Genomic DNA, 25769 nt, shown 5'->3' on the forward strand with positions numbered 1-25769 from the left:
AGGGCGCGTTACGCGCCCTGTGCTGTAAACAAAGAAGAAGAGACAGTTTGTGTTCTGGGCGTTGGCGATACATTAAACACGATAAACATCAGAAAGGTGCAATATACAGTCGCGACCAGTAAAATGAACGCGCTGAGATCCTGTTGCATCAGCATCGCCAGCGGCACAAACAAGGCGACGGGCACGAAGGCCAGAAAGGTTTTCCACCGCAGCATCAACGTCATCCAGATATGCTCCCCCTGCTGACGGGAAAGGTTCAGGCCATTACAGAAATGGGCAATCACGTAAGGCATCAGTTGAGCAACACAAATTGCCGCGCCCGCAACCACGATTCCCATCACCGAAAAACCGTCCCACGTCATCGCCTGTTGCCCTTCAACAGAAGGCATCATCGCTGCTAAAGACGTTGCTACGACATAACCCACCCAACTCAGTGCTGTCATCGCCACAACGGCAGGCAAGAATAAGCGTTGCTGGTGTTTAAGTTCGTCGAACAATCCAGTAAGTGTTCCAAAACGATAGTGAATACTTACACAACACACTACCATTGTAACCAGTAGTCCGTAGGCACCCATTTTGAGCGGGAACAGAGAAAAAGGAATGGCCGTAACCGCAAAAGCTAATAGCAGTAAAGCACCAGATACAATGGGCGCATTGCCAATAAAGCGGCACATTTCCTTGTAGCCCCGGATATAATCCATTGAAGAAAGATTAGTATTAATTTGCATAAGGAAGACCTCTGAAGACAAGTGGTTACTATATGCACAACGCTTAAAATTTGAAGACTTCAAACATTAAACCGGGTATCACTAATACTACCCACGTATAGCTGACAATACCTTTTAAGCGCTACCTATCCACACAAATTGCCTGCATTTCAGCGTGTTCGGTTCTCGCCAACCACGCTTCTGCAATAAATAATTGCTGCAGTGATAAATGATTGCTGTTAGCCTTTTCGATGAAATTTCCGCTGCATGCCACCATCGGCCTTAATACAATACCCATAACTCAGGTCTTTCTTTACCCATGTCTCACGCATCTAAACAACAACTGCTAGACCAGGCTAATCACTACATTGTTGCGCAACAGTGGGATGAAGCCGTGAAGGTGCTGTACGTAGGCGTTAAGCAATTCCCTGAATTTTATGAGGCGTGGTTGCTATTTAGTCGCGGCTTATATGAGGTGGGACATATCAGGGAAGCCGTGCAAATTGTTCAGCATGCTGAACAGTTAGATCCGCTACAACCCGACTTTCTACATATACAGCAATGTATGCAACGCAAAGCGCTTGCTGAGGCAGAGCAGAGAGCCAGACAAATGCTCTCACACACTGCAAATCACCCGAAAGCGTGTTTTACCCTGGCAAGTATCGCGTTAACGCAAAATCAACCCGATGAAAGCACTGCCTGCCTGGAACCCGCAACTAAGGTGCACCCTGCCAATGCAACCCTGTGTCATTTGTTGTCTACCTCCTACGATAAGGCCGGGCGCTTTGAGCATGCAATAAAAGAGGCGACAAGGTTAGTCTCGCTCGATAATGGGCCAGACCCATTATGGATACTCATTAATTTGCTACTCAAGTATGGTCAATACTCGGCACTGCTTGCGCGCTGCGACGAGGCTGAGAAGCACCTTGCCAGCAATCCCCAAGCGCTTAGCAAACTCAATGTTATTCGCGGTCAGGCATACCGCATTCTGGGTAAACGTGAGCAGAGTATTCGTTGTTTACAAGCCAGTATTAATGCCAATGCTAATAATGCTGACGCCTGGTGGGCGCTGGCAGACTTTAAAAATTACCATTTCAGTAACGATGAAAAAGCAAAATTGGGCGGCTTGGTTAATAGTAACGTTCCTGCCCACATTCGTTGCCCGGCCACCTTTGCGTATGCCAAATTAAGTGAAGCTGAAAACCGTCCCGCAGAATCGTTTGCGCTGTACAAACAAGCTAATGCACTGAAGAACACGGCAGGGTTTACTCCGTTAGCAATACAAAAAGAGTGTGAAAATCGCATTCATACGTATCGGCGTCAGTCGCTCGCCTCACAGGCAGCAATAGACCACCAGCAACCGGTGCCCATATTTATTGTGGGCCTGCCCCGCTCCGGCTCTACCTTAATAGAGCAAATGCTGGCAAGTCACACCCAAATTGAAGGCACCATTGAACAACCCACGCTGCCCGCCATTGAACGCCAGGCAGAACGGCTGGCAGCGAAGCAATATGGCTGCAACTTGTCGGACGCGCTGCACCAGCTCAAATCGGATGACCTTGCCTCTCTTGGGCAAGCCTATCTCGATAATGGAAGATTATTCCGTACAGGCGAACGTCAGTTTTTTACCGACAAACAGCCCTTCAATTACCGTTTGGTAGGACTCATTCATAAAATTCTGCCGCAAGCGAAGATCATCGATGTCAGACGCAATCCCATGGATTGTGGATACAGCCTATATAAACAGTACTTCCCCCACGGTGTTTATTTCAGTTATGACCTTGCCCATATTGCCGATGCGTTTAATGCCTATGAGGCGCTAATGCATCATTGGGATGATGTACTGCCTGGAAAAGTGCTAAAGGTGCAATATGAGAATTTGGTGGCAGCACCGGAAGACGAGTTGACGCATATTTTGCACTATATTGGTTTGCCCTTTGAGCAATCATGCCTCAACTTTCAACATTCCGGGCGAGCCGTTCACACTGCAAGCAGCGAACAGGTGCGCCAACCTATCAATTTTGATGGTATTGATAGATGGAAGCCGGTTGCAAACGAGCTTGATGATCTAAAAAAGCGCCTGAATTCACTTAAAATGGCGTAAAAATAGTTATTCAGCCAAATAAGATATCTATTCAACTTGATTAGTTATCCATTCAACGATAAATTTCCGCCCAAAAAAACACAGACTGCTGTAAGCGCACCTTAAAAGTGCAAACTGTCGCACCAAATTGGTTTATCGCCCCTTTTTTTTGCTCTTTTCGTGCTCACTGTCCGCACCATTCAGCTCCATAAAACTTGGTATGAAGTGTGCTCAGTACATTACTTAGTCATATCGTGTCATAAAAATTACAAAAACATACATAAATAAAAATCCGTTTCACAGGAAACCACTATGAAAGAACACACACATCAACTCGGCAGAAAGCGTTCTGCGGTCTCTTTATGTATTGCTGCGGCGTTAAGCTCAGGATATGCCTTCGCTCAGGAAGCCGAAGAAAACCTGCAAGACGTTGAGGTGGTGAATATCACCGGTTCTCGCATTCCAACCGATCCTAACGTGATTTCTTCTGTCCCTGTTCAGTCGCTGAACAGCAAAGATATCTCAATGTCCGGTGAGCTTAACCTGGCTGATGTGGTGGCCGACATTCCTGCCCTGATTTCGTCGCAAACAGCAGAGAACTCCGCTAACGGCGGAAATGCGCTAAACCTGCGTGGTATGGGTGATGAAAGAACCCTGACTCTGGTTAACGGCCGTCGTCACGTTGCAGGTTTCCGTGGTACGTCTGCGGTTGATATCGGTACCATTCCCCGCGCTCTGGTTGAACGTGTTGAAGTGACCACTGGTGGTGCTTCTGCAATTTACGGTGCCGATGCGGTAACCGGTGTGGTTAACTTCATCCTGAAAGATGACTTTGAGGGTGTTCAAATTAATGCGACCGGCGCACTGCCAGAAGAATCGGGCGGTGATTCCTATGCGTTAGACGGAGCGTTCGGTAAGAACTTCGACGATGACAAGGGTAACATTGTGCTTACCTTGTCTTACGAAAAAGAACAGGAACTGCTGCACGGCGACCGTTCATGGTCTCGAAATAATGGCATTTCTCGAATTGTACCAAACCCAGGCGGTGACACCCAACTGCAGTTAGCTGATGACGTTCGTTACTGGCTCACCTCAAACGAAGGCTCTGTAGCCCCAGGTTTTGATGGTCGTGATGTCACTTACCTCGATATTAACAGCAATGGTATTGCTGACTGTCAGGAGTCTTTAGGAGGTCAAACTGGCTATCTGGCAGGCTGCTGGATCACTAATCCGGATGGCACAATCCGGGTTAACAGCGATGGTCCAATTTATAATGGTCTGCTCAGTAGTGGCGGCGACGGTGCAAGAGCGACCTTCGACAACGACACGTTAATGCCGAATACCGATAAAGTCATTGTTAACCTGAATGGTAATTACCAGATAAACGATGAACTGAATGCGTTTTTCGAAGCCAAATATGTGAAGGCGGATACCACGTCTTACGCAGAATACGATTCATACTACGATACTCTGGCTATCCTGCCAGATAACCCGTTTGTCCCGCAACAATTACAACCTGTAATGGATGAAACCGGCTATTTGTTGATTACCCAGGATGCCATCGGCTGGGATGACGATGAAACTACATACACCCGTGAAACTCAGCGCTTTGTTGGCGGTTTCACCTGGGATTATTCTTACGACCACTCGTTAGAATTTGCCGTTAACTACGGTCGTTTCACCCGTGAAGACGAATACTCTGAACAAATCACCGACCGCGTATTTGCGGCAATGGACGCCACCACCGATGCAAACGGAAACATTGTTTGTCGTTCCGACATCGACCCTACTGCGGCATACGAAATCGACTATTTTGTTGCCCAGAATAATTACGCCAACGGTGCTTATTCAAGCAGCAACTACTACACCTTCACGCCTGGCGATGGCCAGTGTGCTCCGCTGAATCCTTTTGGTACTTTTGCCGCAAGTCAGGCAGCACAAGATTTCATTACTGCCCGCATGCGCGACAAAACCACTCTTGAGCAAACCGTGGTTAGTCTTACCGGTGTTGGTCAGTTTGAAGTGATGGAAAGCGTATTGGATGGCCCATTAGGTTATGCAGCGGGTCTTGAATACCGTGAAGAGTCGAGTGAAAGCGTACTGGACCCACTTGCCCGCGGTATTTTGCCTGAAGGCACATCATTCACAGCTGGTCAGCAGGTTAGTGAAGTTTCACCTTGGCTGTACTTCCTTACCGGCATTGATAATGTTCAGCAATTCAACACGTCAGGTGAATATGACGTGATTGATGCATTTGTAGAAGTGCGCTTGCCAATCTTTATGGATCGTGAGTTTGCCTACGAATTTACCCTCGATGGCGCCATTCGTATGGCTGACTACTCCACACTGGGTAATGCAACCACCTGGAAAGTCGGCTTCTCTTACAGCCCCATTGAGGACCTTAACCTGCGTGGTACCTACTCTGAAGCGGTACGGGCACCTAATATTTCAGAGCTGTACGACCCGCAAATTCCTATAACTGTTGATCTGGACGAAGATCCTTGTGATCCAGCCAACATTGGTGCAGGTACCTCATCACGGGTTGCTAACTGTGTTGCTGGCCTTGAAGCCGCTGGCGTACCTACCGAAGACATCGTCGACGCCGATGGTAACTACATCTGGCTTAACCCGCTGACAGCCCGTTTCTCAGGTACTTCCGGTGGTAACCCAGAACTTGATGTTGAAACTGCAGAGACAGTAACAATTGGTACTGTATATCGCCCGAGTTACCTTGAAGGTTTCAGCATTACACTCGATTACTGGAGCGTGGAAATCGAAGATGCTATCGCAGCAGTAGATGCTGCAGATATCCTGAACGGTTGTTACGATTCAGCAAACTTCCCGGGTATTGATTATTGTAACCAGTTTACCCGTCGTGCTGATGGTGGTCTTAACGGCTTGGATACTTTCTCACAAAACTTCGCTTCAATCGAAGCTGAAGGTTATGACGTGTCTGTAAACTACCTCTTCAGTATTGGCGCCAACGACTTCGGTGTAAGTTTAGTAGGAACCCGTCAGGAAAAACTGAACCGATACATCAATCCGCTTGATATGTCTGACGTTGATGTTGATCTCGAAGAAATTCGAACGCCGGAAACAGTAGGGAACATCGAACTGAGCTGGACCCGCGGCGACCTGAGCATGGCCTTCCAGACTACGTATCAGAGCCGTCAGGCTTATGATGAAATGGAAGAATCGCTGGGTATCAACGGTTATCAACAACTGTTTGGCGCCGGTGGTGGTTTCTTTGGCAGCACGCTTATTCACGATATCAACGTAAGCTACCAGCTTGAAGAAGGTCTGGCAGTATTTGGTGGTATCAACAACCTGGCTGACGAAGAACCGTTCGCAACGCAAACAGCATGGCCTGTTGGCCCACGCGGTCGAACTCTGTTCTTAGGTGTTAATTACACAATGTAATTCCACCGTGTGACTGACGGCGGGCTGGTAAGCATTATCGTTCCGCCAATCCAGTTCACTGTATAGCAGCGCAAATAAAAACGGTTGGTTACATCAGTAACCAACCGTTTTTTATTGCGTTTTGAGGCAAAACTCACTGGAGAAAGCAGAAAGGGCTGCCTTCCCAGTAACGTACTACATACTCATAGATTTCAGTTTAGCGTCGAGACGCGGGTAGACCCGTCGTGCATTGCCTGAGTAAACCTGCTCGCGGTGCGCTTCGCTTAAATCCAGCGTATCCACATACCGCTTTGTATCATCAAAATAATTACCGGTTTCCGGATCAATACCCCGCACTGCACCCACCATTTCTGAGCCAAACAGAATGTTGTCGATGTCGATTACGTCGAACAACAGGTCGATACCCGGCTGGTGATACACACAGGTATCAAAATATACGTTCTTCATTACATGCTCTCGCAATGGCGGCTGCCCAAGCATGTCTGCAAGTCCACGATAGCGACCCCAGTGATAAGGCACCGCACCACCGCCGTGAGGAATAACGAAGCGTAGCTCAGGAAAGTCTTTAAACAGATTGCCTTGCAGGAATTGCATGAAAGCGGTGGTATCCGCATTCATATAATGGGCACCGGTGGCGTGGAAGTTGGCGTTACAGGAACCGGAGACGTGCACCATGGCAGGCACATCCAGCTCTACCATCTTCTCATAAAACGGATACCAGCTTTCGTCGGTGAGCGGCTTTGATGTCCAGTGTCCGCCTGATGGATCAGGGTTGAGGTTACAACCCACAAAACCCAGTTCAGTCACACAGCGTTCCAGTTCTTCCACCGAGTTTTGAATTGGTACGCCGGGCGACTGGGGCAACTGACAAACGCCAATGAACCGTTCAGGGTAAAGATCCACCACGCGCTTGATGAGGTCGTTACATGCTCTGGTCCACTGCTTGGATACAGCCTCATCACCCACGTGATGTGCCATGGCAGACGCCCGTGGGGAGAAAATCGTCATGTCCAGACCACGCTCATTCAATAGTCTGAGCTGATTCTTCTCGATACTCTCCCGGATCTGATCGTCGCTGATATGAGGGACTTCTGGTAGCGCTTTACCGGTCTTGTACGCTTCAATCTGCGCTTCGCGGAACAACTGAAGTGGTTCCGGTGCCGTTGTGTAATGGCCGTGGCAATCAATAATCATAATGCTTCCTACCTACTTTAATTCAGGTTCAGCGCGATAAAAACGCGCTTTCAGGGATCATCACTTCACCGCGCATTAGCAGCCGGGCAGTTCGCACCAGTGCGGCTTTTTCAACGGTGAGCGTATCCAGCGAATCAGCACCGCTAACTTGCATAGCAACAGTAAACTGACCGGTGGGATGTTCAACCTGAATGGATGACAGGTTGCCCCAGCCTTTGCAGTATCCGTAGGCGATGGAACCGTCTACCACGCAGGCTGTTGCAACACTAACTGAACCGAGTACACCAATTGCATCGTGAACCCGGTGTGGAATAAAGGAACGGGTATTTATCTGCCCGCCATTCTGTGCCGCCGAGACCAGCGTCATCTTCGGCACGGTTTTGCTGGTAACGTCGCCCAGGTTCATTGCCCTGCCTGCTTCCAGTCGTATCGCTTCAACTTTTTCTTTCAGTGCACTATTGGCTTCCAGCGTTTCCGGGCTCTCATCACCTGCAACGCCTAACGCTGCAGCATCGAGGATCACCACTGGCATGCCATTATCAATACAGGTAACTTCTACACCCGCGAATTCGTCTTTCACGTTTCCGGTGGGAAACAGTGCGCCACAGCTAGAGCCGGCCACATTTTCAAAGTCGATCAGCACCGCTGCTGCCGTTCCGGGCACACCGTCGATGGCGGTATCACCTTCGTAAACCGGCTTGCCATCACGCACTTCAACCTGAGCTGTTGCCAGCGCACCGGTGTTCACCATGTGGATACGCACGTTGGTTACACCGTCTTCAACCTCAACCAGACCATGTTCAATGGCGAACGGACCCACACCAGCGAGGATATTGCCGCAGTTCTGCGCGTCGCTCACCACGGCTTTATCAACAACCACTTGTAGAAACAAATAGTCAACGTCCGCATCGTCACGGGTTGACGGACTGACCACTGCAACCTTGCTGGTGAGCGGATGGGCGCCGCCCACACCGTCAATTTGACGGGGATCGGGAGAACCCATGGCGGCGAGTAGTACCGCGTTCCGGGTTTCAGCGTCAGCAGGTAAATCGCTGGCCATAAAATACAGGCCTTTAGACGTACCGCCGCGCATCAAACTACAGGGAATGGCGCGCACTACCCTATTCTCCCTTGCTGTGTTCTTCGTAGGTCACGTACTTGAGACCTTTTTCAGCCAGACGGCCACGCATGTTGTATATATCCAAGCCTAACTCGCCAGCAGCCAGACGGTCGCGCTTTGAGGCTTCGTTTTCAACACGCTTTAATACTTTCTCATGCACTGCATCGGCTTCGCTGCGAGCAACCACAACCACACCGTCGTCATCAGCTACAATCATGTCGCCGGGATTAATCAGCGCACCAGCACACACCACCGGCACGTTTACACTAGCGATGGTCTCTTTGACTGTGCCTTGAGCAAAAATGGCTTTCGACCACACCGGAAATTCGATTTCTTTCAGGGTGGCAGTATCGCGCACGCCGCCGTCGATGATCAGGCCTTTCACGCCACGGGCTTTTAACGAGGTCGCTAACAAGTCGCCAAAAAAACCATCGATACACGGGCTGGTTGGCGTAACTACCAGCACATCACCTGGCTGACACTGTTCAACGGCAACGTGGATCATCCAGTTATCGCCAGGGGCAACCTGACAGGTCACCGCAGGGCCAGCAATAGCAGCGGGACGATAAATCGGACGCATATAGTCGGCTAACAAGCCTTTACGGCCTTGCGCTTCATGTACGGTGGCCGTTTCGGCCCCCTGATAGTTTGCAATAGTTTCGTCGCCCGGACGCGGGCAGCCAGTCACACAAATTGCCATGTTCATAACCTTCTTTGTTCTGATGACAAAAGTATGCGCCTGCGAACCCAACAAATCCGTTTAGAAAGATGTAAAAATCCATTAGTATTTGCTATATCGAATTAAAGCTCAGAGTTCATAGTGCTGTTACTGAATATCCGCCATCTTTACTGCGCCCTTGAAATACGGAAGTTTTCCAACCTTTCCGAAGCCGCAAGGCAGGTTCACCTTACCCAGTCTGCCCTCACGCAAAGCATTAAGAAGCTGGAAGATAAGATTGGTTTCCGACTGTTCTCAAGGGGCACCACCGGTATGTATGTCAGTGAAGCGGGTGACGTGTTTCTCAAGCGTTTTGAAAGGGCTTTTGCGCTACTTGAGCAATATGCCAGCGGGCAATTCACCACCGATCGCACGGCGCGTATCACCTTTTTGCGTGGTATTAATTCCCGACAACTGTCAGCCATTATAAAAATGGTAGAGCTTCAAAATTATACCCATGCCGCACGTGTACTTGATATTGCTCAACCGACCTTGCATCGAACCATGCGTGATTTAGAAGCGCTGTGCAGTGTTACCTTGTTCAACCGTTCGCCTTCCGGGGCAGAACCCACGTGGCGAGCCCGCCGTCTTGCCCGTGTGGCAGGTCTGTATTTTGCTGAGTTGCAGCAAGGCTTTGATGAGGTAAAGGCCCTCGACGGTAAACACTTTGGTACTCTGAAAATCGGCAGCTTGCCACTGGCGCTTTCAGAACTTGTGCCCGCAACGGTGCTAAAAGTCATGGACGCAGTACCGCAGTCCGATGTGAGTATTGTTGATGGCCCCTATGAGGAACAGCTACATGCCTTGCTGCATGGTGACATTGATGTGCTGATTGGTGCGCTGCGTCCACCAGATATGGAAGAGCTTCTGGAACAGGTTCCTCTGTTTGAAGACAGATTGTCGTTGGTCGCTCGCGCCAACCATCCCATTCTACATGCAGACTCAATGGAAAGTGGCGACTGGCAACAGGTTCAGTGGATTGTGCCGAAAAAAGAAACCCCAGCACGGCTTATCTTCGATGAATTTATCGTGTCGCGTAAACTTCCGGTGCCCCATGATGTGATTGAATGTAATTCTCTCACCGCCATTCGTGGCCTGCTGATGAAGAGCGATCGGGTAGCCATGCTCCCAGCCAGACAAGTAGAAGTGGATGTTCGCGCGGGCCTACTGGCGATTTGTGATATGAAATTAAAAGATCCGCCACGGGCCATTGGTTACACTATTCGTAAAGACTGGATACCCACCAAACTGCAAAATATGTTTATTTCCGTATTGCACGCTGAATGCGCTGCAGAATCGACAATCTCGGTTTAAATAAAGTTTCGCAACAGCACTAAGTCCGCGAGGGTGAAAACACCTTCAAGCTTTCCCTTCGCGATCATGGCTGCGTGACTGTTCCCGAAACCCTTTGGGCGACAACTTTTCGTGTTTGCGAAAAAATCGAGAAAAATGTGAGGGCTCGTTAAAACCGAGGCGGTCGGAAATGGTAGCAATACTCATGTCAGCAAACACCAGATAGCGTTTAGCCTCTGTTAACAAATACTGATGAATGAGTGCCAGCGCATTTGCGTTAGTGGCAGTTAAACAAATTTGGTTAAGATGCGCGGCGGTGACACCAATTTGCTGTGCGTACCATGCAACATTGTGCCGACTGGCGCCATGCTGTTGAATGAGCTGTCTGAACTGCGTAAATTTTTGCTCCGGCTTCGATGGGCGACCAGACTGTTCGGGTAGCGATTGCTTAATACGCGCCAGTGAAATAAACAACTGCTTTAGCAGCACCTGGATCATTTCAACACGATAGCTGTGCCAATTGGTATCTTCCGTTTCGAGCCGCGAAGCCACTTCAGCAACGTCTTTTTCATCACCCGGCGGTACCGCAATTACTTTACCTTCGTTGAGGAAGTCTGTGCCCGCGGCAGGTAGCCACAATTCGTTGACAATAGGCGACGCCACTGAAAATACTGTGCCTTCTGAGCCTTCCCGCCAGCGAAAACCGTGTATAAGCCCCTCTGGCACCGACACCACGCACGGCGCACTCACTGTTAACGTCTTTCCATCAAGCACAACTTCTCCACCACCTTTTAACACCAGAAAAAGTTGATGTATGCCTTTATGACGGTGCGGACTGATTAACCAGTCATGCCGGGCACTGCGAGAATAAAGCGGCTCACTGTAAAAGAACTCTTTGTGACTGGTTTGTGGATCACCATAAAAATCCACATAGTCCATGGGAGTTAACATTAAATTAATAAATCCATGAAATTGACAAGTAATAGCTAAATATAGGCATTCTTTCGTCAATAAATCTACCTAAAATACAACAATCTTTGTTAATAGGAGAGCATCATGGGATGGCAGGAACGAGATTATGACAGCATTCCAGGCACGTATGTGTTCGACGGCAAGCGTGCTAACCCAGCGTATGCGCTGAATAAATTACTGTATACCCTCAACGAGGAGCACTGTCGTTTGGAGTTTGCTGCTGACCCGGAAGCATACTGCGACAAACTTGGTGTAAAAGGCGAATTTAAAAAAGCCGTTCTGGAAGAAGACTTCCTTGGCATGCTTCGGATGGGTGCCAATATTTACTTCATGGCTAAAATGGCAATTCCACGGGGCACCTCTGTACAGGATGCAGGGGCAGCATTTCAGGGTATTACCACTGAAGAGTTTATCGCCAATCTGCAAAAACGTGCGGAAGGCCTGACAGACAAAATTAAATCAAGAGGAGACTACTGGAATGGCTAAAATTATTGGCGGAATCACCAGCTCCCACATTCCAGCGGTAGGCAATGCCATCAGCAATAATCTGCAACAGGAACCCTACTGGAAACGCTTTTTCGATGGCTACGGCCCAGCGAAAGAATGGCTTAAAAACGCACGTCCAGATGTTGTCATCGTGGTGTATAACGACCATGGACTTAACTTCTTTTTAGATACTGTGCCAACCTTTGCCCTTGGCTGCGCCGACGAATATTTTAATGCCGATGAAGGTTGGGGATTAAAACCGGTTGCGCCGTTCAAAGGCAATGCACCACTTTCCTGGCACCTTGCCGAGTCATTGGTGGAGCAGGAATTCGACATCACGATGTGTCAGGAGATGAAAGTGGATCACGGCTTTGTGAACCCCATTCGCGCATTGTATGGTGACCACGAAATCTGGCCGGTGGAGGCAATTCCGTTGGCAGTGAATACCGTGCAACACCCCGTGCCAACGGCTCGTCGCTGTTACAAGCTGGGTAAAGCGCTCGGTAAGGCGCTGGAAAGCTACCCTGAAGATACCCGCGTCGTGATCCTGGGTACCGGTGGTATGTCACATCAGCTGCAAGGAGAACGGGCCGGTATCATCGACACCGATTTCGATTTGGAGTGTATGGACAAAATTGCCACTGATCCTGAATGGTTTGCCAACCTCTCCAACACCGACATTATGCGGATTGCCGGTACCGAAGGTATTGAAACCATTATGTGGATGGTCATGCGCGGGGCATTAAAAGACGATGCCAAAGTCATTCACAAGCACTATCACGCGCCTATCTCAAACACGGGAGCGGGTGTATTAGTGCTGGATAACGAAGCGGAGTAAGGGCCTTTTTCAACTTCTTCGTTATAACATTCGCCCATAAAAAATGGCCTGCCAGTGAAAACTGACAGGCCATTTTTCATTTGCGATAACGCGTTTAAAAATCTTCGGTATCGATATCTGCTTGAGCGCCCGCACCATAACGTGCGCCCTGCACACTTTGACGGTTAATAATGTCGTCGGCGTGAGCCAGTACAGACTCTGCGATGTCAGCGTCACTGGCACCGATATCTTCAGTAAGATGGGTTTCACTTTTTGTACCAGGCAGCGCATGAATATGTTCGCCCTGCGCCAGTACCCACGCAATCGCCAACTGCGCCGGTGTCACGCCGTTGTTTTTCGCCAGGTCTGCAAATTCTGCATAAAGGGATTTATTGGCAATCCAGTTTTCGCCCTGGAATCTCGGCATCCCTTTTCGAATATCGCCCTCAGCCAAAGCAGCCGGATCATCAATACCACCAGCAAGGTAGCCCCGGGCCAACGGACTGAATGCCACAAAATCGATGCCCAGATCTTTACAAGCCTCCAGAACAGCAATTTCTGCATTGCGCGTCCACAGAGAATATTCGGTTTGTAATGCTGCAATAGGATATTCTTTATGTGCCCTTCGCAATGATTCTGCAGACACCTCAGACAAGCCAACGGCGGCAATTTTGCCTGCTTTCACCATATCGCCTAACACGCCCACGCTTTCTTCCAAGGGTACGTCTTTATCGATGCGGTGCAGGTAATACAAATCGATTTGCTCTACCTGTAAGCTTTGTAATGCGGTATCTAAGGTTTTCACCAAGGTTTCAGGACGACCGTCGATAACACGTTTGCCGTTAACGCCGGTCATGCCGCACTTACTGGCCAGAAAAATCTCGTTGCGGAAACCTTTGATGGCTTCGCCCACCAGTTTTTCATTCTCGCCAAAACCATAAAGCGCGGCAGTATCGAAATGGGTAATACCCTGCTCAAATGCAGAGGCCAGCAAACTGCTGGCCTGTTGTTGAGAAACGGAATCACCATAAGCATGGTTGAGGTTCATACAGCCGAGACCGATCTCGGACACTGACTTACCTGCCAGCACTCGTTGTTTCACTTTTTCTCTCCTTTGCTCAAACAAGGCCGCCTCTTACGGTGTGCGCGCGGGTGAAGTCAGAAACACGCCGTGAATCCATCCTTGGAGGCTCTGCTGCAGCATCCATGCTGCAGAAGGTTTCTGACTTTACCCGCGCTCCCATCAGCGAGGCGGCACCTTTGCTTATTCGCGCTTCAATTAAATTACGCGTTTAACTGCTGCTCAAGATCGTGCAGTACTTTGTAGCAGTTAATGACTTTGTGTACGCTGCTGTTCGGTTCACGGCCTTCTTTAATGGCTGCCAGGAACTCGCGATCCTGCAATTCGATACCGTTCATAGACACGTCTACTTTTGATACATCGATCGCGTTTTCGCGACCATCAACCAAATCATCGTAACGGGCAATGTAAGTGCCGTTGTCACAGATGTAACGGAAGAAGGTACCTAAAGGACCATCGTTATTGAACGACAGTGACAACGTACAAATTGCCCCATTTTCTGCCTGCAGTTGAATAGACATATCCAGTGCAATGCCCAGTTCTGGGTGAATCGGGCCCTGGATTGCGTTCGCTTTCACAATGGGTGATCCGGCTTGGTATTCAAACAAATCAACGGTGTGCGCAGCATGGTGCCACAGCAGGTGATCGGTCCACGAGCGGGGCTCGCCTTTGGCGTTAATGTTCTTGCGGCGGAAGAAATAGGTTTGTACATCCATTTGTTGGATATTCAGTTCGCCAGCGGTAATTTTGTTATGCACATACTGGTGTGACGGATTAAAGCGACGAGTATGACCTACCATGCAAATCTTGCCGGTTTCCTGCTGGGTTTTTACTACCGCTTCGGAATCTTCCCAGCTATCCGCCAGTGGAATTTCAACCTGTACATGTTTGCCCGCCTTCATACATTGAATAGACTGGGCCGCATGTTGTTGTGTAGGCGTACAGAGGATGACTGCATCGGCGTCTGATTCCAGCGCGTCTTCCAGCGAGGTGTAAACGTTTGGAATGCCATAGTCGTTGGCAACGGCTTGCGTTTTTTCTGCATTGCGTCCAACCAGACCAACGACTTCTGCGCCGTCGATGTTTTTCAGACCATCCAAATGTTTAATCCCGAAAGCGCCGGGACCTACCACGATTACTTTCATTTTATTCTCCAAAATACTGTTCTGCATTCACTCGGGTAGCGCAGCATAGGTTTGCTACCCTACTGAAGATTAATCCGCCCAATAAAGGCGCATAGGGTTATCAATCAATAATTTTCGTTGAAGTGCCTCGGTAGGCGCGATTTTCGGGATCACGTCAACCAGATGACCATCATCAGGCATATGATTTTTCATATTCGGGTGCGGCCAGTCGGTGCCCCACAGAACGCGATCTTCAAAGCGGGTTACCACTTCGCGGGCAAACGGCACCACATCTTCATAGCGGCCTTCAGGACCCACCAACGATAACCGTTCCGGACAGCTCACCTTCGACCAGAAGTTCTTGTTCTCTTCCATTAATTTCAGGAACAGCGCAAACTCAGAGCCATCGACCGGTTTGGAAATATCCGGGCGCCCCATGTGATCGACCACAACCGTGGTGGGCAAGCTAGTAAAGAAATCGTACAATTCTGGCAATTCCTGTGATTCAAAATAAATCACGATATGCCAGCCCAGTGGCTTAATCTTTTCTGCAATGGTGCCCAGTGAGTCGAAAGGTAATGCATCAACCAAACGTTTCACGAAATTAAAGCGAACTCCACGCACACCAGCGGCATGCAAAGCCTGAAGCTCTTCATCGGTAATGTCAGCTTTTACCGTGGCGACGCCCCGGGCCATCCCATTGGAATGGTTAAGGGCATCAACCAGAGCGCGATTGTCGGCACCATGACACGTCGCCTGTACAATGACATTGCGACTGAAGCCAAGGTAATCTCTCAATGCCCAAAGCTGGTCTTTAGAGGCATCGCAAGGGGTGTATTTTCGTTCTTGTGCAAAAGGGAACTGATCGCCGGGGCCAAATACATGACAATGCGCATCGACCGCACCTTCCGGCACCACAAATTCTGGTTTTGACGGCGACTGATGCCAGTGCAACCAGTCAGCATCAACAGTAAATTTACCCATTCAGTAATCCTTGGCTTGCAGATTAAATTGTACAATCAGTACATTAAGAAAGATGCTGTTCGCGGTAACCAGTCGATAATTAAGGCCCGAAATACCGTGAACATATTCACATATCACCAGTATGCCTAATTGAGATACGTGCTGCTCTTTAGAAATTCGTAAACAGACATTACTTTTTTCTATATCTAAACCTTAAAATAGCCACAACAATTACTCACAACGCCATATTTTATGGGGCTCAGGCTGAAATAAATAAATTTGATATTCAGTTTTAATTTAATGGCATCAAGACACCACGATACTAGAGATCGCTGTTGCGCCGGAAGTCACCTGCGGTGACACCTTCAGACTGTTTGAAGAACCGACAAAAATAGCCGGTATCCTTAAAGCCTAACGTGGTGGCAATTTCTTCTAGTGACTGACGGGTATAGATAAGCCGCCTTTTGGTTTCGTTAATGAGTTTCTGCTGGATCAGTTTTTTCGGCGTGGTGTGCAGGTGATGCTGACAAATACGACTTAAGGTAGATACCGAAATAAACAATCTAGCTGCATAATCCGCCACCGTAAGATGTTCGATAAAATGTTTATCGATAAGTTCACGAAATCCCAGCAGTACTTTTGAATCACGGCCAGAAATGCTGGCGTGAGAACTGCCTTCCTTGACCTGACGGGCAATAGAAATGAACAACAATTTGATAATCATGTTAATGCTGAGCGCCGCCCCCACACCAGGGTTTTGCATTTCTTCGGCCAGTAATTTCAAGTAGTTGGAGAAGCGCTGCGCCTGTTCTTTACCCTTAAATTCAATGGCTCTCGGGGTCCACACTGCCTGGGTAAATTCAGCAATGTCTCCACCGGAATTGATTTCATTGATCACATCGGTATTCACCGATAACACATAGCCATGGGTGTAAGGAGCAAAATTAAAACCATGTACCACGCCGGGGGGAATGGTCACCAGCCAGTCTCCGGAGAGTTCCAGCGTTTCGTCATCTAACTGCACCGTCCAGTTGTTGTCGAACACGCAAAGAATTTGCAACAGCTTGGCATGCCGGTGAAGCGAAATTTCCCATTCCAATCCCGCACTGCGGGCGCGAATATCTTCTAAGTGCACGAAATCGGCACTGAGCTTCAGAAAAGACTCACCGTACAAGTCGTAAAACGGGATATCCGGAGACTTAGAAACCATTTACATTAATTACAAATCGCTAACTTGATTAAAAAGTACAATAGAATGCACCGAATTTGAATTATTCTTTGCAATAATTTTACGCACTATGAAGCATATTCCCCTGAGTCAGGAAAGATTATGCAAACAGTAAAAACACAAGTCGCCATCATTGGCGCCGGTCCTTCAGGGCTGCTTCTGGGTCAGCTGCTGGCAAAAGCAGGCATCGACAACGTCATTATTGAACGGGTATCGGGTGAGTACATTCTCGGTCGGATCCGCGCAGGTATTTTAGAACAAGGGTTTGTCGATTTGGTCCGCGAGGCCGGTGTGAATGCGCGAATGGATGCCGAAGGCCACGTTCACGACGGTTTTGATATTGCTTACTACGGAAAGCGTTTCCGTATTGATTTAAACAAACTGACCGGTGGTAGCACCGTTATGTGTTATGGCCAGACAGAGATCACCCGCGACCTGATGGAAGCGCGTGAAAGCAGTGGCCTGACAACCTTTTATGAGTCGTCAGATGTTGAGTTACACGGCGTTAAAGATGCGCCTCATGTAACCTTCACCCAGAATGGCGAGAAGATCACCGTGCAATGTGATTTCATCGCTGGCTGCGACGGCTTCCACGGCGTGTCTCGCAAAACCATTCCCGAAGAAAAACGCAAAGAACATGAACGCGTTTACCCGTTTGGCTGGTTAGGTGTGCTCAGTGATACGCCACCGGTTAGCGATGAACTGATTTACTGTAAAACGGCCCGCGGCTTTGCCCTGGCCAGTATGCGTTCAGAAACCCGTTCACGCTATTACCTGCAGGTGCCGCTTACCGATAAGGTGGAAAACTGGAGTGATGAGCTGTTTTGGGAAGAGCTGAAGAAGCGGTTACCGGAAGATGCCGCCAACCGTTTGGTAACCGGCCCGAGTATTGAAAAATCTATCGCTCCCCTGCGCAGTTTCGTATGCGAACCCATGCAATGGGGCAACTTGTTCCTGGTGGGCGATGCCGCTCATATTGTACCGCCTACCGGTGCAAAAGGCCTGAACCTGGCAGCCTCAGATGTCTCCACGCTGTATAAACTGTTACAGAAGTTCTACAAAGATGGTGATGAAAATGCGCCTACCCGTTACTCAGAAATTGCATTACGCCGGGTGTGGCACGGCGAACGTTTCTCGTGGTGGATGAGTAATATGCTGCATGATTTTGATGAAACAAACGCATCAGGAATGGATAAAGCCACCTTTGACCGCTTTATGCAGTCTGAACTGGATTTTTACCTCAATTACGAAGAAGGCCAGAAAGTGATAGCCCGACAATATGTGGGCATGCCTTACGAAGCCATTGAATAACCTGATTTGTTTTCGCGAATGTAAGCCGGGCGCTAGCCCGGCTTTGACAACGTATTTTACAGCATCAGCACATACTCTTATAAAAGCACGCGCAGAATAACTTGCCCCATAAGCGCGGCAACCAGCGCATAAACCAGCATGGGCAGAATGGTTCTTTTTATCAGCGCCCCCTCCTGATTTTTAATTCCCAGAATAGAACACACGGCAATAATGTTGTTCAGGCAAATCATGTTGCCCATGGAAGCGCCCACCGATTGCAACGCCAACACCACCGTTACAGGCAAACTGGTTTGCAACGCAATGCTGTGCTGAATACCACCAAAAGTGAGATTTGAAACGGTAGCAGAACCTGAGAAAAAAGAGCCCAGCGCACCAAGCAGCGAAGCCACGTAACTCCAGTTTGCTCCCATGGTGTCTGCCAGCGTATTTGCAATAATGAAGATGGGTGCATTGTCATCGCCCTGCATCATAAAGTTGACCATCATCAAGGCACCAACAAGGGCCAGAGCAGGCAATTTTATGCGCTGCCAGGTATCGGAAGTGGCTCGCTGGAGCTGACATTTTGTTAAGGCGAGTATAGGAATTAGCAGAATGACGGTGACCACAAAGGGAATGATCGCCGGTACATAAAGTGTTTTATACGACCATGCCACGGTAGTACCAAAGATGTTCGACCACGATAGTATGAGTGCCTGACTCACACCAAAATCGCCAACCGAAAACCAGAGGCTAGTGTCGTTAAGCCAACCTTTAATTGGCCATTGTTTGATGCGGGTGACGATAAGAATCGCGATCAGCAGTAAGAACGGCGACAGTGCTTTGAAGACCGCTGCCGGATTCAGTGAAGCCTCCTTCAAATCGTTGTTATCGCTTTGTCGCGCAAGACCAATATGAAACTTCGCCGCCAAAATGGTAAGACAAAGCCCCACGGCCCCGCCAATTAACGATGGAAATTCATAATTCACCTGCGCCAGCAGGTAATACGGTGCGGTGCAGCTTAATGCACTCATCACAACAAAAATGCCGTTGTCGCGAATCGCTTTCCAGCTCACCAGAAACCGTAATGCCAACGCAGGAATGATCAGGCTAGCAACCAAATGAATCAGCGCCGTCCATTGCGATGTGGCCAGAAGCTGCGCTTCACTAAGTTCCAGCGCTGCAAAACCAAACCAGGCGGGCGTCCCCACTGCGCCAAACGACACTGGAACACTGTTCATCACCAGTGTAAGCAGCGCCACCCGCATAGGATTAAACCCTAACCCCACTAAAATTGGCGCGGCAATCGCAGCCGGGGTACCAAAGCCAGACGCCCCTTCCAACATAAACGCAAACGCCCAGCCTATGATCATAAGCTGTGCAACCTGATTACGGCTTATCGATTCCAGCCATTGCCTTAAGGTATTCTCGGCACCGGATATGACCAGCACACGATTAAGTAAAATAGCCCCGGCAACAATAGAAATAGGCGTAAGCACAGACAGCCCTCCGGCCACGGCATTAGCCAGTAACGTAAGCCTGTCTGCCTGAAAATAGAAAACCTGTAGCAAACCCGCGAAAAGCGCAGTAAGTGGTAATGCCACATGGGCCGCCAGCGGATGCTGCTTAGTCATACTCCAAACGAGAAATACAACGGGAAGTGCAGCGATTAACGTATCCATGTCAGGCTCCGGAATAAATAATAGGAAGGCGCGCCTTATGGCGGTGATTTACAAATACTGTATCATCGGTCAGATAATTTAATGATGACTTTACTGTTTATACTGACAAATATTAAGTCAGTAAGTATTGATCTTCGTACCTCAAATGCTTTGCTGCACAACAGTCTCCCGGGGTTTCACCATCATATATGCAAACCTTGTTAAGACACCTTTCTCACCAGACACCAATTGCCATGAACTTTACGCATAGCATCAGAAAAATAAATTAGTTGAGACAGAGCCAAAGAATTATTACCGTTTACGGCAAACCATTTAATGACTTAGGAATAAACGAATGGCAGTGAGTGACCAGGACGAAAAGCAGTTGAGGATCGACCTCGCCGCGGCATACCGATTACTAGATCTCAACAACTGGAGCGACATGATCTTTACCCATCTGTCTGCCCGTGTGCCAGGTTCAGAAGATCGCTTCCTGCTCAACGCCTATGGCCTGCTACCAGAAGAAGTGTGCGCGTCCAACCTCATAGAAGTGGATGTTAAAGGTGAAAACGCTAACATCAGCCCCGAGTCGGTTAACCCGGCTGGTTTTACCATTCACAGTGCGTTGCACCTTGCTCGCGAAGACGCCCACTGTGTTATGCACACCCACACCATGGCGGGCATGGCGGTGTCTGCGCTGGAGGAAGGTTTGCTGCCAGTGAACCAGACCAATATGGAATTCTACAACCGCGTGGCTTACTACGATTATCAGGGCGTGCCGCTGGAATGTGACGAGCGTGAAGCCATCGTAGCTGCCATGGGCGATAAGAACAGCATGATCCTGCGTAATCACGGCCTGCTGACCGTTGGCCGAAGTGTGGAAGAAGCCTTCTATCGCATGTACTACCTGAACAAAGCCTGTGAAATTCAGGTTGAAGCCATGAAGACCGGCGGCAAGTTGCTGTTACCTGATGATGATGTATGTGAACACGTTGCCGAGCAGATGGCCAACCCGCGTTATAACGCGCAAAGTATTGATCTCATCTGGAAAGCCATGCTGCGTAAACTCGACCGTATCGACACCAGCTATCGCGATTAATCGAGCCAGGCATTGAGCGAGTAACTGGAGCGGTGAGCGAATTATTCCTCACCGCTTTTTTGTAGACCAGCTAAGCGAACTGAAAAAAAGACCCGCAACGAGGCGGGCCCAACGGAGAGCGAAAAAACCGGAAATCTGGCCTTTCGCGAACACTCAGGAAAATCTATTGATTGACAAATTTGCGGATTATCGCCGCCGAACCATCGAACTTAATCTGTTCCTGTTCATTTAGACTCAGGGTAAAACGCATCCCCAGCCCGCTACGCATAATCTGCGTGGGATGGCTGATATAGCACCCCGCCCTTTCATCGAACACCGACACCGAAAACACCTTTTCGCTGTCGTCAAAAATCGCTTCACAAATTTTGCTGGTGATACCAGCAATACCATATTCAGTGCACTTTTTGCCGTTGTATATTGCCGTAGCAGCATGAGCAACCTGTCGCTCCAGCTCGTCTTTCGCTCCCTGGGGAATATCCCAGCTATTGATGTGACGATTTGCCACATGCACAGACGACCACACCACAAATTGTGAATCGCCATGCTCACCGCCCATGAAACCATGCACATCGCTGGGACTTACCTTCAGCAAATTACCCAGCAGGCGTTGCAGGCGCAGGGTATCTAACGAGGTGCCAGTACCGAAAACACGACTTTTCGGTAATCCGGACGCTTCCTGCAACACCTGTGTGATGACGTCACATGGGTTCGTGATATTCAGGACGATGCCGGTAAACCCAACCGTCTTAAGCTTGCTGGCAAGCTCAAGTATACCGGCGCTGTTCTCATTGAACTCGTCCAGACGATCAATCGACGTAATCACCTTCGGACCGATGGCCACGACGATAATATCGGCGCGAAGCATGGCAGACGTGTCGTTTGCGCGGATAGTCACATTACCGTCAAACGCGATGTTAGCATCCTGGAGATCAAGGGCATGACCTTCTGCCTTGCCGTTGTCTGCATCCACCAATGTCAATTCTGAAACCATTCCTCTGGTTACCAAAACGTGTGCCAGTGATGAGCCGACATTCCCACAGCCAAATATCGCTACATGTCTGTTCATTGTTACTACTCCGATTAATCTGCGTACAGTTTAACCAGCTAAAAACCGCGGTTTCTAACGGCGTTTTTTAATGGTGCTATGAGTTTTTGTAATGGCATTTGCGGAGCGGTACCGTGGACGGGATAAGATATTGTGAAAATGAACCGTCTGCCGCAGGGATGCGGCAGCCGAGCCCACATGGATGTGTTCACGGCGTGTTCATGAAGGCTACCACCCACACCGGCCAAAAGGCCTCAAACCCCCTCGATGGCTTCGTAGACGGCGCGATTCAGGCGCGCGCCGCCTTTTTCCAAGCTGCTGATGATGGTTTTGAGTACGAGCAACGTGCGTTGGTTCATCCGCTCTCTGGGCTCTGTAACCAGGTATACAGATTCACCGATTTGATAATCCGTTTCGATGATTTTCATTAGCCTACCTTGCTGAATATCTTCTTGCACTTCCATCACATCCGCCAGCGCAAGCCCCATCCCTAACCGCGCAGCTTCAATTGCCTGGTAAGCGTAATCGAAATAGGTGTGCCGGGTTACGTCGCGAATATCAAGCCCATGGGAAGCCATCCACTGCGGCCACTGATTCAGCCTGTCGTGCAATAACGGATGAGCCAGTAATGCCGCGGGGGATGCCTGCCGCTGGCCATTCACCAGCTTCGGACTACAAACCGGCACATAGTATTCATCGTAGAGCTTACGTATCACCCTGCCTTTATCCGTTGGCGCCCCCAACGTTAATGCAATATCGTACTCCTGACTCAGCGATTCCTGTAGCGGCTCCAGCGTTTTAATCCGCAGGGTTATTTCCGGATATTGCTTTTGCACATTCGATAAAATCGGCATCAACCAATTCATCGAAATAGTTGCTGTACACGCTACGATTAATTCACCTTCGATCTGCGTGGGATTCATGTAGTGCAAGCCCCGGTTTAGCTCTAAGAACGCTGTCTGCACCGACGCCAACAACCTGCTGCCTGCCGGTGTCAGCTGCACGCCATTACCCTCCCGGTGAAACAGATTACTTCCCAGGCGCTCTTCTAGCTGCCGAATATGACGACTAAGCGCAGAATGAGAAACGTTCAGCTCTTCTGCTGCACGGCGCACATGACTATGTCGGCCCGCCGCCTCAAACGCACGCAATGCCGTTAGCGGTATCTGTCGCAAATCCAGATAGGGAGATTGCTCTGGTCTCATTTTGTCACCAAGGTGGTAGATTTTCGTTACTTGCCTACACCAATTAACACCATAAACTGGAAAAAACATCAATGCTTATGGAGCAAAAAGTCGATGACTGATACCAGTTTTTTCCGTCGCCGGGTTGATAACGGTGGTACTGAAAGGATGCCTCATTGGGGCATGAATTCTGAATATGGCGTACTACAAGATGTACTGATTGGTCCTATGGACAACTACACATGGCAGATGGGCAACGCCATGTCACGCCGTTCAGTTCGCCTCGGTCGCAGCTTCGACAAAGAAATCGCCAAACAGCAATACCAGGAAATGGTCGATATTTACGAGCACTGTGGCGTGAAAACGCACTTTCTCAAGCCAGATTCAAACCTGCCGTATCAAATTTATGCCCGTGACTCATCGGTGATGACACCGTGGGGCCCAATTGTTACCCAAATGTACAGCCCCTGGCGTCGTGGAGAATGGCTAGAAGTCGTGAAGTTTTATCAGCAAGCCGACATTCCTCTTTACGATGTGGTGACAGCCGGCACCTTTGAAGGCGGCGACTTCATGGTGCTTGAGCCCGGTGTGATCTTGTGTGGTTACACCGGCGAGCGCACCAGTCAGGAAGGCCTTGACCAGGTGCGGGGCTGGCTGGAAAAAGAAGGCTGGGAATTCCGCGCTTATCAGTTCGACCCGTACTTTCTGCATCTCGATGTAAAAGTGGCCATGCTGGCCGAGAAACTTGCCGCTGTATGTACTCAGGCCGTTGAACAAGAACAGCTGGACTGGTTCAAATCCCGTGGTATCGAAATTATCGATCTGTCTTATCGCTCTGTTCTTGAATTAGGTGTTAACGTAGTAGCACTGGGTAACGACCGCGTACTGGTGCCTGCAGGCAGCACAGAATTGGTAGAAAAAGCCAAGGCCCACGGACTGGAAGTGTTCAGCCCGGATATGTCACAGTTCACATCGGGCGGTGGCGGTGTTCACTGCATGTGTCAGCCATTAAGCCGTAAAGATGCATAGGAGATAAAGGATGTCAGTACTAGCCATAAATGGTGAACGTCTGTGGTCTACCCTGATGGAAATGGCCCAAATCGGTGGCACCGCAAAAGGGGGCTGTAATCGCCAGGCATTAACCGACGAAGATAAAATTGGCCGTGAATTGTTTATTGGCTGGTGCAAGGACATTGGTTGCACGCTGCGCGTTGACCAGATGGGCAATATGTTCTTGCGAATGGCCGGTCAGGATAACTCTCTGGCTCCGGTGATTACAGGTAGTCACCTCGATACTCAGCCTACCGGCGGTAAATTCGACGGTGTTTACGGTGTACTCGCTGGTTTGGAAGTGCTTCGAACTCTTCATGACGCCGGTATTACGCCTCTGCGCCCCATTGAGGTTGCCGTATGGACCAATGAAGAAGGTGCCCGCTTCTCCCCGGCGATGGTCGGTTCAGGTGTCTGGTGCGGCGAGTTTGATCTGGAATACGGATTGAGCCGCACCGACAAACAAGGCGTGTCGATTAAAGAGGCACTGGAAAAAATCGGCTTTCTGGGCGATGAACCCTGTAAGCCCTTCCCGGTAAAAGCCGCATTCGAATTGCATATCGAGCAAGGACCTATTCTGGAGTCGTTGGAAAAGCCCATCGGCGTGGTTAAAGGTGTGCAGGGTATGCGCTGGTACGACTTAATCATTGACGGTCAGCCGGTTCATGCGGGCCCGACTCCCATGGAGCAGCGTCGTGACCCATTTATGGCACAGTCCGCTATCGTAACGGAACTGTATGCCTTGGCAGCCGAATATTCGCCCTTAGCGCGCGCCACGTTTGGTGATATAAAAGCCGAACCAGGGTCTCGCAATACGGTTCCCGCACGTATTACCCTGGCCGTTGATTTACGCCATCCCGATCAGACCATCCTCGATGAAATGGACGCTAAGTTCCGCGAAATCGCGAAAAATGCCTGCGAAAAATTCAATCTTGATTTTGAAATCAAAGATGAATGGAACTCCCCGGCTGTCGAGTTTGATAAAACCTGTGTCGATGCGATGCGTGAATCAGTGCAAGAAAAAGGCTATGCCTTCGAGGAAATGTTCTCGGGTGCCGGTCATGATTCGGTATACACGTCGCGGGTTATTCCCACATCAATGATTTTCATCCCGTGCGAGAAAGGCATTAGCCACAACGAAGCCGAGAACGCCACGCCCGAAGACATCGAAGCTGGCTGCAATGTTCTACTTGGGGCCATGCTGAAAGTGGCGAATAGTGCGGAATAAGCAGGATTT

General features: G+C 49.3%; 22 protein-coding genes. 10 read left to right on the forward strand and 12 right to left on the reverse strand.

Going from position 1 to position 25769, the window contains the following annotated elements:
* Positions 1-8: 8 nt before the first annotated feature.
* Positions 9-728, reverse strand: a complete 720-nt coding sequence (locus BFC18_RS19455; protein ID WP_070127283.1) for a hypothetical protein — start codon at positions 726-728, stop codon at positions 9-11.
* 298 nt (positions 729-1026) lie between these two features.
* Here BFC18_RS19455 and BFC18_RS19460 point away from each other — a divergent pair, with 298 nt between their 5' ends.
* Positions 1027-2811: a tetratricopeptide repeat-containing sulfotransferase family protein gene (locus BFC18_RS19460; RefSeq protein ID WP_070127285.1), complete on the forward strand. Its 1785-nt coding sequence runs from the start codon at positions 1027-1029 to the stop codon at positions 2809-2811.
* A gap of 291 nt (positions 2812-3102) precedes the next feature.
* The gene (locus BFC18_RS19465) at positions 3103-6210 is read left to right on the forward strand and encodes a TonB-dependent receptor domain-containing protein (RefSeq protein ID WP_070127287.1); all 3108 of its coding nucleotides are present in this window, start codon (positions 3103-3105) and stop codon (positions 6208-6210) included.
* Between the two features lie 174 nt (positions 6211-6384).
* On the opposite strand, the gene BFC18_RS19470 is transcribed toward BFC18_RS19465, so the two are convergent.
* The 3 genes from BFC18_RS19470 to BFC18_RS19480 are packed head-to-tail and all read right to left on the reverse strand — an operon-like array spanning position 6385 to position 9224.
* The gene (locus tag BFC18_RS19470) at positions 6385-7404 is read right to left on the reverse strand and encodes an amidohydrolase family protein (RefSeq protein WP_070127288.1); all 1020 of its coding nucleotides are present in this window, start codon (positions 7402-7404) and stop codon (positions 6385-6387) included.
* Between the two features lie 28 nt (positions 7405-7432).
* A complete protein-coding gene (locus BFC18_RS19475; protein ID WP_245680439.1) occupies positions 7433-8521 on the reverse strand; it encodes a 4-oxalomesaconate tautomerase in 1089 nt (362 codons plus the stop codon).
* 4 nt (positions 8522-8525) lie between these two features.
* Positions 8526-9224: a 4-carboxy-4-hydroxy-2-oxoadipate aldolase/oxaloacetate decarboxylase gene (locus BFC18_RS19480; protein WP_070127565.1), complete on the reverse strand. Its 699-nt coding sequence runs from the start codon at positions 9222-9224 to the stop codon at positions 8526-8528.
* 120 nt (positions 9225-9344) lie between these two features.
* Here BFC18_RS19480 and BFC18_RS19485 point away from each other — a divergent pair, with 120 nt between their 5' ends.
* Positions 9345-10556 (forward strand): LysR family transcriptional regulator, encoded by a 1212-nt coding sequence (locus tag BFC18_RS19485; RefSeq protein ID WP_083273194.1) that lies wholly within the window; start codon positions 9345-9347, stop codon positions 10554-10556.
* A 45-nt stretch (positions 10557-10601) separates the two neighbouring features.
* Here BFC18_RS19485 and BFC18_RS19490 read toward each other — a convergent pair whose 3' ends face one another.
* Positions 10602-11486 (reverse strand): helix-turn-helix domain-containing protein, encoded by an 885-nt coding sequence (locus BFC18_RS19490; RefSeq protein WP_083273195.1) that lies wholly within the window; start codon positions 11484-11486, stop codon positions 10602-10604.
* 105 nt (positions 11487-11591) lie between these two features.
* On the opposite strand from BFC18_RS19490, the gene BFC18_RS19495 reads away from it, so the two are divergent.
* Both BFC18_RS19495 and BFC18_RS19500 read left to right on the forward strand, forming a co-directional pair.
* Entirely contained in the window at positions 11592-11993 is a 402-nt protein-coding gene (locus BFC18_RS19495; RefSeq protein WP_070127293.1) for a protocatechuate 3,4-dioxygenase, read from the forward strand.
* A complete protein-coding gene (locus tag BFC18_RS19500; protein WP_070127295.1) occupies positions 11986-12831 on the forward strand; it encodes a class III extradiol dioxygenase family protein in 846 nt (281 codons plus the stop codon). Before BFC18_RS19495 ends, BFC18_RS19500 begins: the two co-directional genes overlap by 8 nt.
* Before the next feature lie 94 nt (positions 12832-12925).
* Here BFC18_RS19500 and BFC18_RS19505 read toward each other — a convergent pair whose 3' ends face one another.
* Positions 12926-13912 carry an aldo/keto reductase gene (locus BFC18_RS19505; RefSeq protein WP_070127297.1) on the reverse strand — a complete coding sequence of 329 codons (987 nt, stop codon included), beginning with the start codon at positions 13910-13912 and terminating at the stop codon, positions 12926-12928.
* Between the two features lie 50 nt (positions 13913-13962).
* Between BFC18_RS19505 and BFC18_RS21790 the strand changes: the two genes are divergently transcribed.
* Entirely contained in the window at positions 13963-14106 is a 144-nt protein-coding gene (locus BFC18_RS21790) for a hypothetical protein (RefSeq protein WP_170826631.1), read from the forward strand.
* Here BFC18_RS21790 and BFC18_RS19510 read toward each other — a convergent pair.
* From BFC18_RS19510 to BFC18_RS19520, 3 genes are all read right to left on the reverse strand, one after another.
* Positions 14095-15036, reverse strand: coding sequence for a Gfo/Idh/MocA family oxidoreductase (locus BFC18_RS19510; protein WP_070127569.1), 942 nt, complete (start codon positions 15034-15036; stop codon positions 14095-14097). The two genes, BFC18_RS21790 and BFC18_RS19510, sit on opposite strands and share 12 nt — an antisense overlap.
* Positions 15037-15105: 69 nt before the next feature.
* Positions 15106-15999, reverse strand: a complete 894-nt coding sequence (locus BFC18_RS19515) for an amidohydrolase family protein (protein WP_070127298.1) — start codon at positions 15997-15999, stop codon at positions 15106-15108.
* 301 nt (positions 16000-16300) lie between these two features.
* Complete coding sequence (locus BFC18_RS19520) at positions 16301-17188, reverse strand: helix-turn-helix domain-containing protein (RefSeq protein WP_070127300.1); 888 nt, start codon at positions 17186-17188, stop codon at positions 16301-16303.
* Between the two features lie 120 nt (positions 17189-17308).
* On the opposite strand from BFC18_RS19520, the gene pobA reads away from it, so the two are divergent.
* Positions 17309-18517 carry a 4-hydroxybenzoate 3-monooxygenase gene (pobA, locus tag BFC18_RS19525; protein WP_070127301.1) on the forward strand — a complete coding sequence of 403 codons (1209 nt, stop codon included), beginning with the start codon at positions 17309-17311 and terminating at the stop codon, positions 18515-18517.
* Positions 18518-18594: 77 nt separating this feature from the next.
* Here pobA and BFC18_RS19530 read toward each other — a convergent pair whose 3' ends face one another.
* Positions 18595-20175, reverse strand: coding sequence for an L-lactate permease (locus BFC18_RS19530; RefSeq protein ID WP_070127303.1), 1581 nt, complete (start codon positions 20173-20175; stop codon positions 18595-18597).
* 334 nt (positions 20176-20509) lie between these two features.
* On the opposite strand from BFC18_RS19530, the gene BFC18_RS19535 reads away from it, so the two are divergent.
* Entirely contained in the window at positions 20510-21253 is a 744-nt protein-coding gene (locus BFC18_RS19535; protein ID WP_070127305.1) for a class II aldolase/adducin family protein, read from the forward strand.
* Between the two features lie 163 nt (positions 21254-21416).
* Here the strand turns inward: BFC18_RS19535 and BFC18_RS19540 are convergent, their stop codons facing one another.
* Together BFC18_RS19540 and BFC18_RS19545 are read right to left on the reverse strand one after the other, a co-directional pair.
* A complete protein-coding gene (locus tag BFC18_RS19540; RefSeq protein WP_070127307.1) occupies positions 21417-22319 on the reverse strand; it encodes a lactate/malate family dehydrogenase in 903 nt (300 codons plus the stop codon).
* A 233-nt stretch (positions 22320-22552) separates the two neighbouring features.
* Complete coding sequence (locus tag BFC18_RS19545) at positions 22553-23503, reverse strand: LysR substrate-binding domain-containing protein (RefSeq protein ID WP_170826632.1); 951 nt, start codon at positions 23501-23503, stop codon at positions 22553-22555.
* A 93-nt stretch (positions 23504-23596) separates the two neighbouring features.
* Here BFC18_RS19545 and BFC18_RS19550 point away from each other — a divergent pair, with 93 nt between their 5' ends.
* Both BFC18_RS19550 and BFC18_RS19555 read left to right on the forward strand, forming a co-directional pair.
* Positions 23597-24511 (forward strand): dimethylarginine dimethylaminohydrolase family protein, encoded by a 915-nt coding sequence (locus BFC18_RS19550; protein WP_070127310.1) that lies wholly within the window; start codon positions 23597-23599, stop codon positions 24509-24511.
* Between the two features lie 10 nt (positions 24512-24521).
* Positions 24522-25760, forward strand: coding sequence for a M20 family metallo-hydrolase (locus BFC18_RS19555; protein ID WP_070127311.1), 1239 nt, complete (start codon positions 24522-24524; stop codon positions 25758-25760).
* Positions 25761-25769: the final 9 nt, after the last annotated feature.

The sequence above is a fragment of the Alteromonas confluentis genome (assembly GCF_001757105.1).
In the GTDB taxonomy this organism is placed as follows: Bacteria; Pseudomonadota; Gammaproteobacteria; order Enterobacterales; family Alteromonadaceae; genus Alteromonas; species Alteromonas confluentis.

Excerpts from the sequence above, each read along its gene's own strand:
- BFC18_RS19455 (WP_070127283.1), bottom strand. The coding sequence starts at position 728 with ATGCAAATTAATACTAATCTTTCTTCAATGGATTATATCCGGGGCTAC.
- BFC18_RS19460 (WP_070127285.1), top strand. The coding sequence starts at position 1,027 with ATGTCTCACGCATCTAAACAACAACTGCTAGACCAGGCTAATCACTAC.
- BFC18_RS19465 (WP_070127287.1), top strand. The coding sequence starts at position 3,103 with ATGAAAGAACACACACATCAACTCGGCAGAAAGCGTTCTGCGGTCTCT.
- BFC18_RS19470 (WP_070127288.1), bottom strand. The coding sequence starts at position 7,404 with ATGATTATTGATTGCCACGGCCATTACACAACGGCACCGGAACCACTT.
- BFC18_RS19480 (WP_070127565.1), bottom strand. The coding sequence starts at position 9,224 with ATGGCAATTTGTGTGACTGGCTGCCCGCGTCCGGGCGACGAAACTATT.
- BFC18_RS19490 (WP_083273195.1), bottom strand. The coding sequence starts at position 11,486 with ATGTTAACTCCCATGGACTATGTGGATTTTTATGGTGATCCACAAACC.
- BFC18_RS19495 (WP_070127293.1), top strand. The coding sequence starts at position 11,592 with ATGGGATGGCAGGAACGAGATTATGACAGCATTCCAGGCACGTATGTG.
- BFC18_RS19500 (WP_070127295.1), top strand. The coding sequence starts at position 11,986 with ATGGCTAAAATTATTGGCGGAATCACCAGCTCCCACATTCCAGCGGTA.
- BFC18_RS19510 (WP_070127569.1), bottom strand. The coding sequence starts at position 15,036 with ATGAAAGTAATCGTGGTAGGTCCCGGCGCTTTCGGGATTAAACATTTG.
- BFC18_RS19515 (WP_070127298.1), bottom strand. The coding sequence starts at position 15,999 with ATGGGTAAATTTACTGTTGATGCTGACTGGTTGCACTGGCATCAGTCG.
- BFC18_RS19520 (WP_070127300.1), bottom strand. The coding sequence starts at position 17,188 with ATGGTTTCTAAGTCTCCGGATATCCCGTTTTACGACTTGTACGGTGAG.
- pobA (WP_070127301.1), top strand. The coding sequence starts at position 17,309 with ATGCAAACAGTAAAAACACAAGTCGCCATCATTGGCGCCGGTCCTTCA.
- BFC18_RS19530 (WP_070127303.1), bottom strand. The coding sequence starts at position 20,175 with ATGGATACGTTAATCGCTGCACTTCCCGTTGTATTTCTCGTTTGGAGT.
- BFC18_RS19535 (WP_070127305.1), top strand. The coding sequence starts at position 20,510 with ATGGCAGTGAGTGACCAGGACGAAAAGCAGTTGAGGATCGACCTCGCC.
- BFC18_RS19540 (WP_070127307.1), bottom strand. The coding sequence starts at position 22,319 with ATGAACAGACATGTAGCGATATTTGGCTGTGGGAATGTCGGCTCATCA.
- BFC18_RS19545 (WP_170826632.1), bottom strand. The coding sequence starts at position 23,503 with ATGAGACCAGAGCAATCTCCCTATCTGGATTTGCGACAGATACCGCTA.
- BFC18_RS19550 (WP_070127310.1), top strand. The coding sequence starts at position 23,597 with ATGACTGATACCAGTTTTTTCCGTCGCCGGGTTGATAACGGTGGTACT.
- BFC18_RS19555 (WP_070127311.1), top strand. The coding sequence starts at position 24,522 with ATGTCAGTACTAGCCATAAATGGTGAACGTCTGTGGTCTACCCTGATG.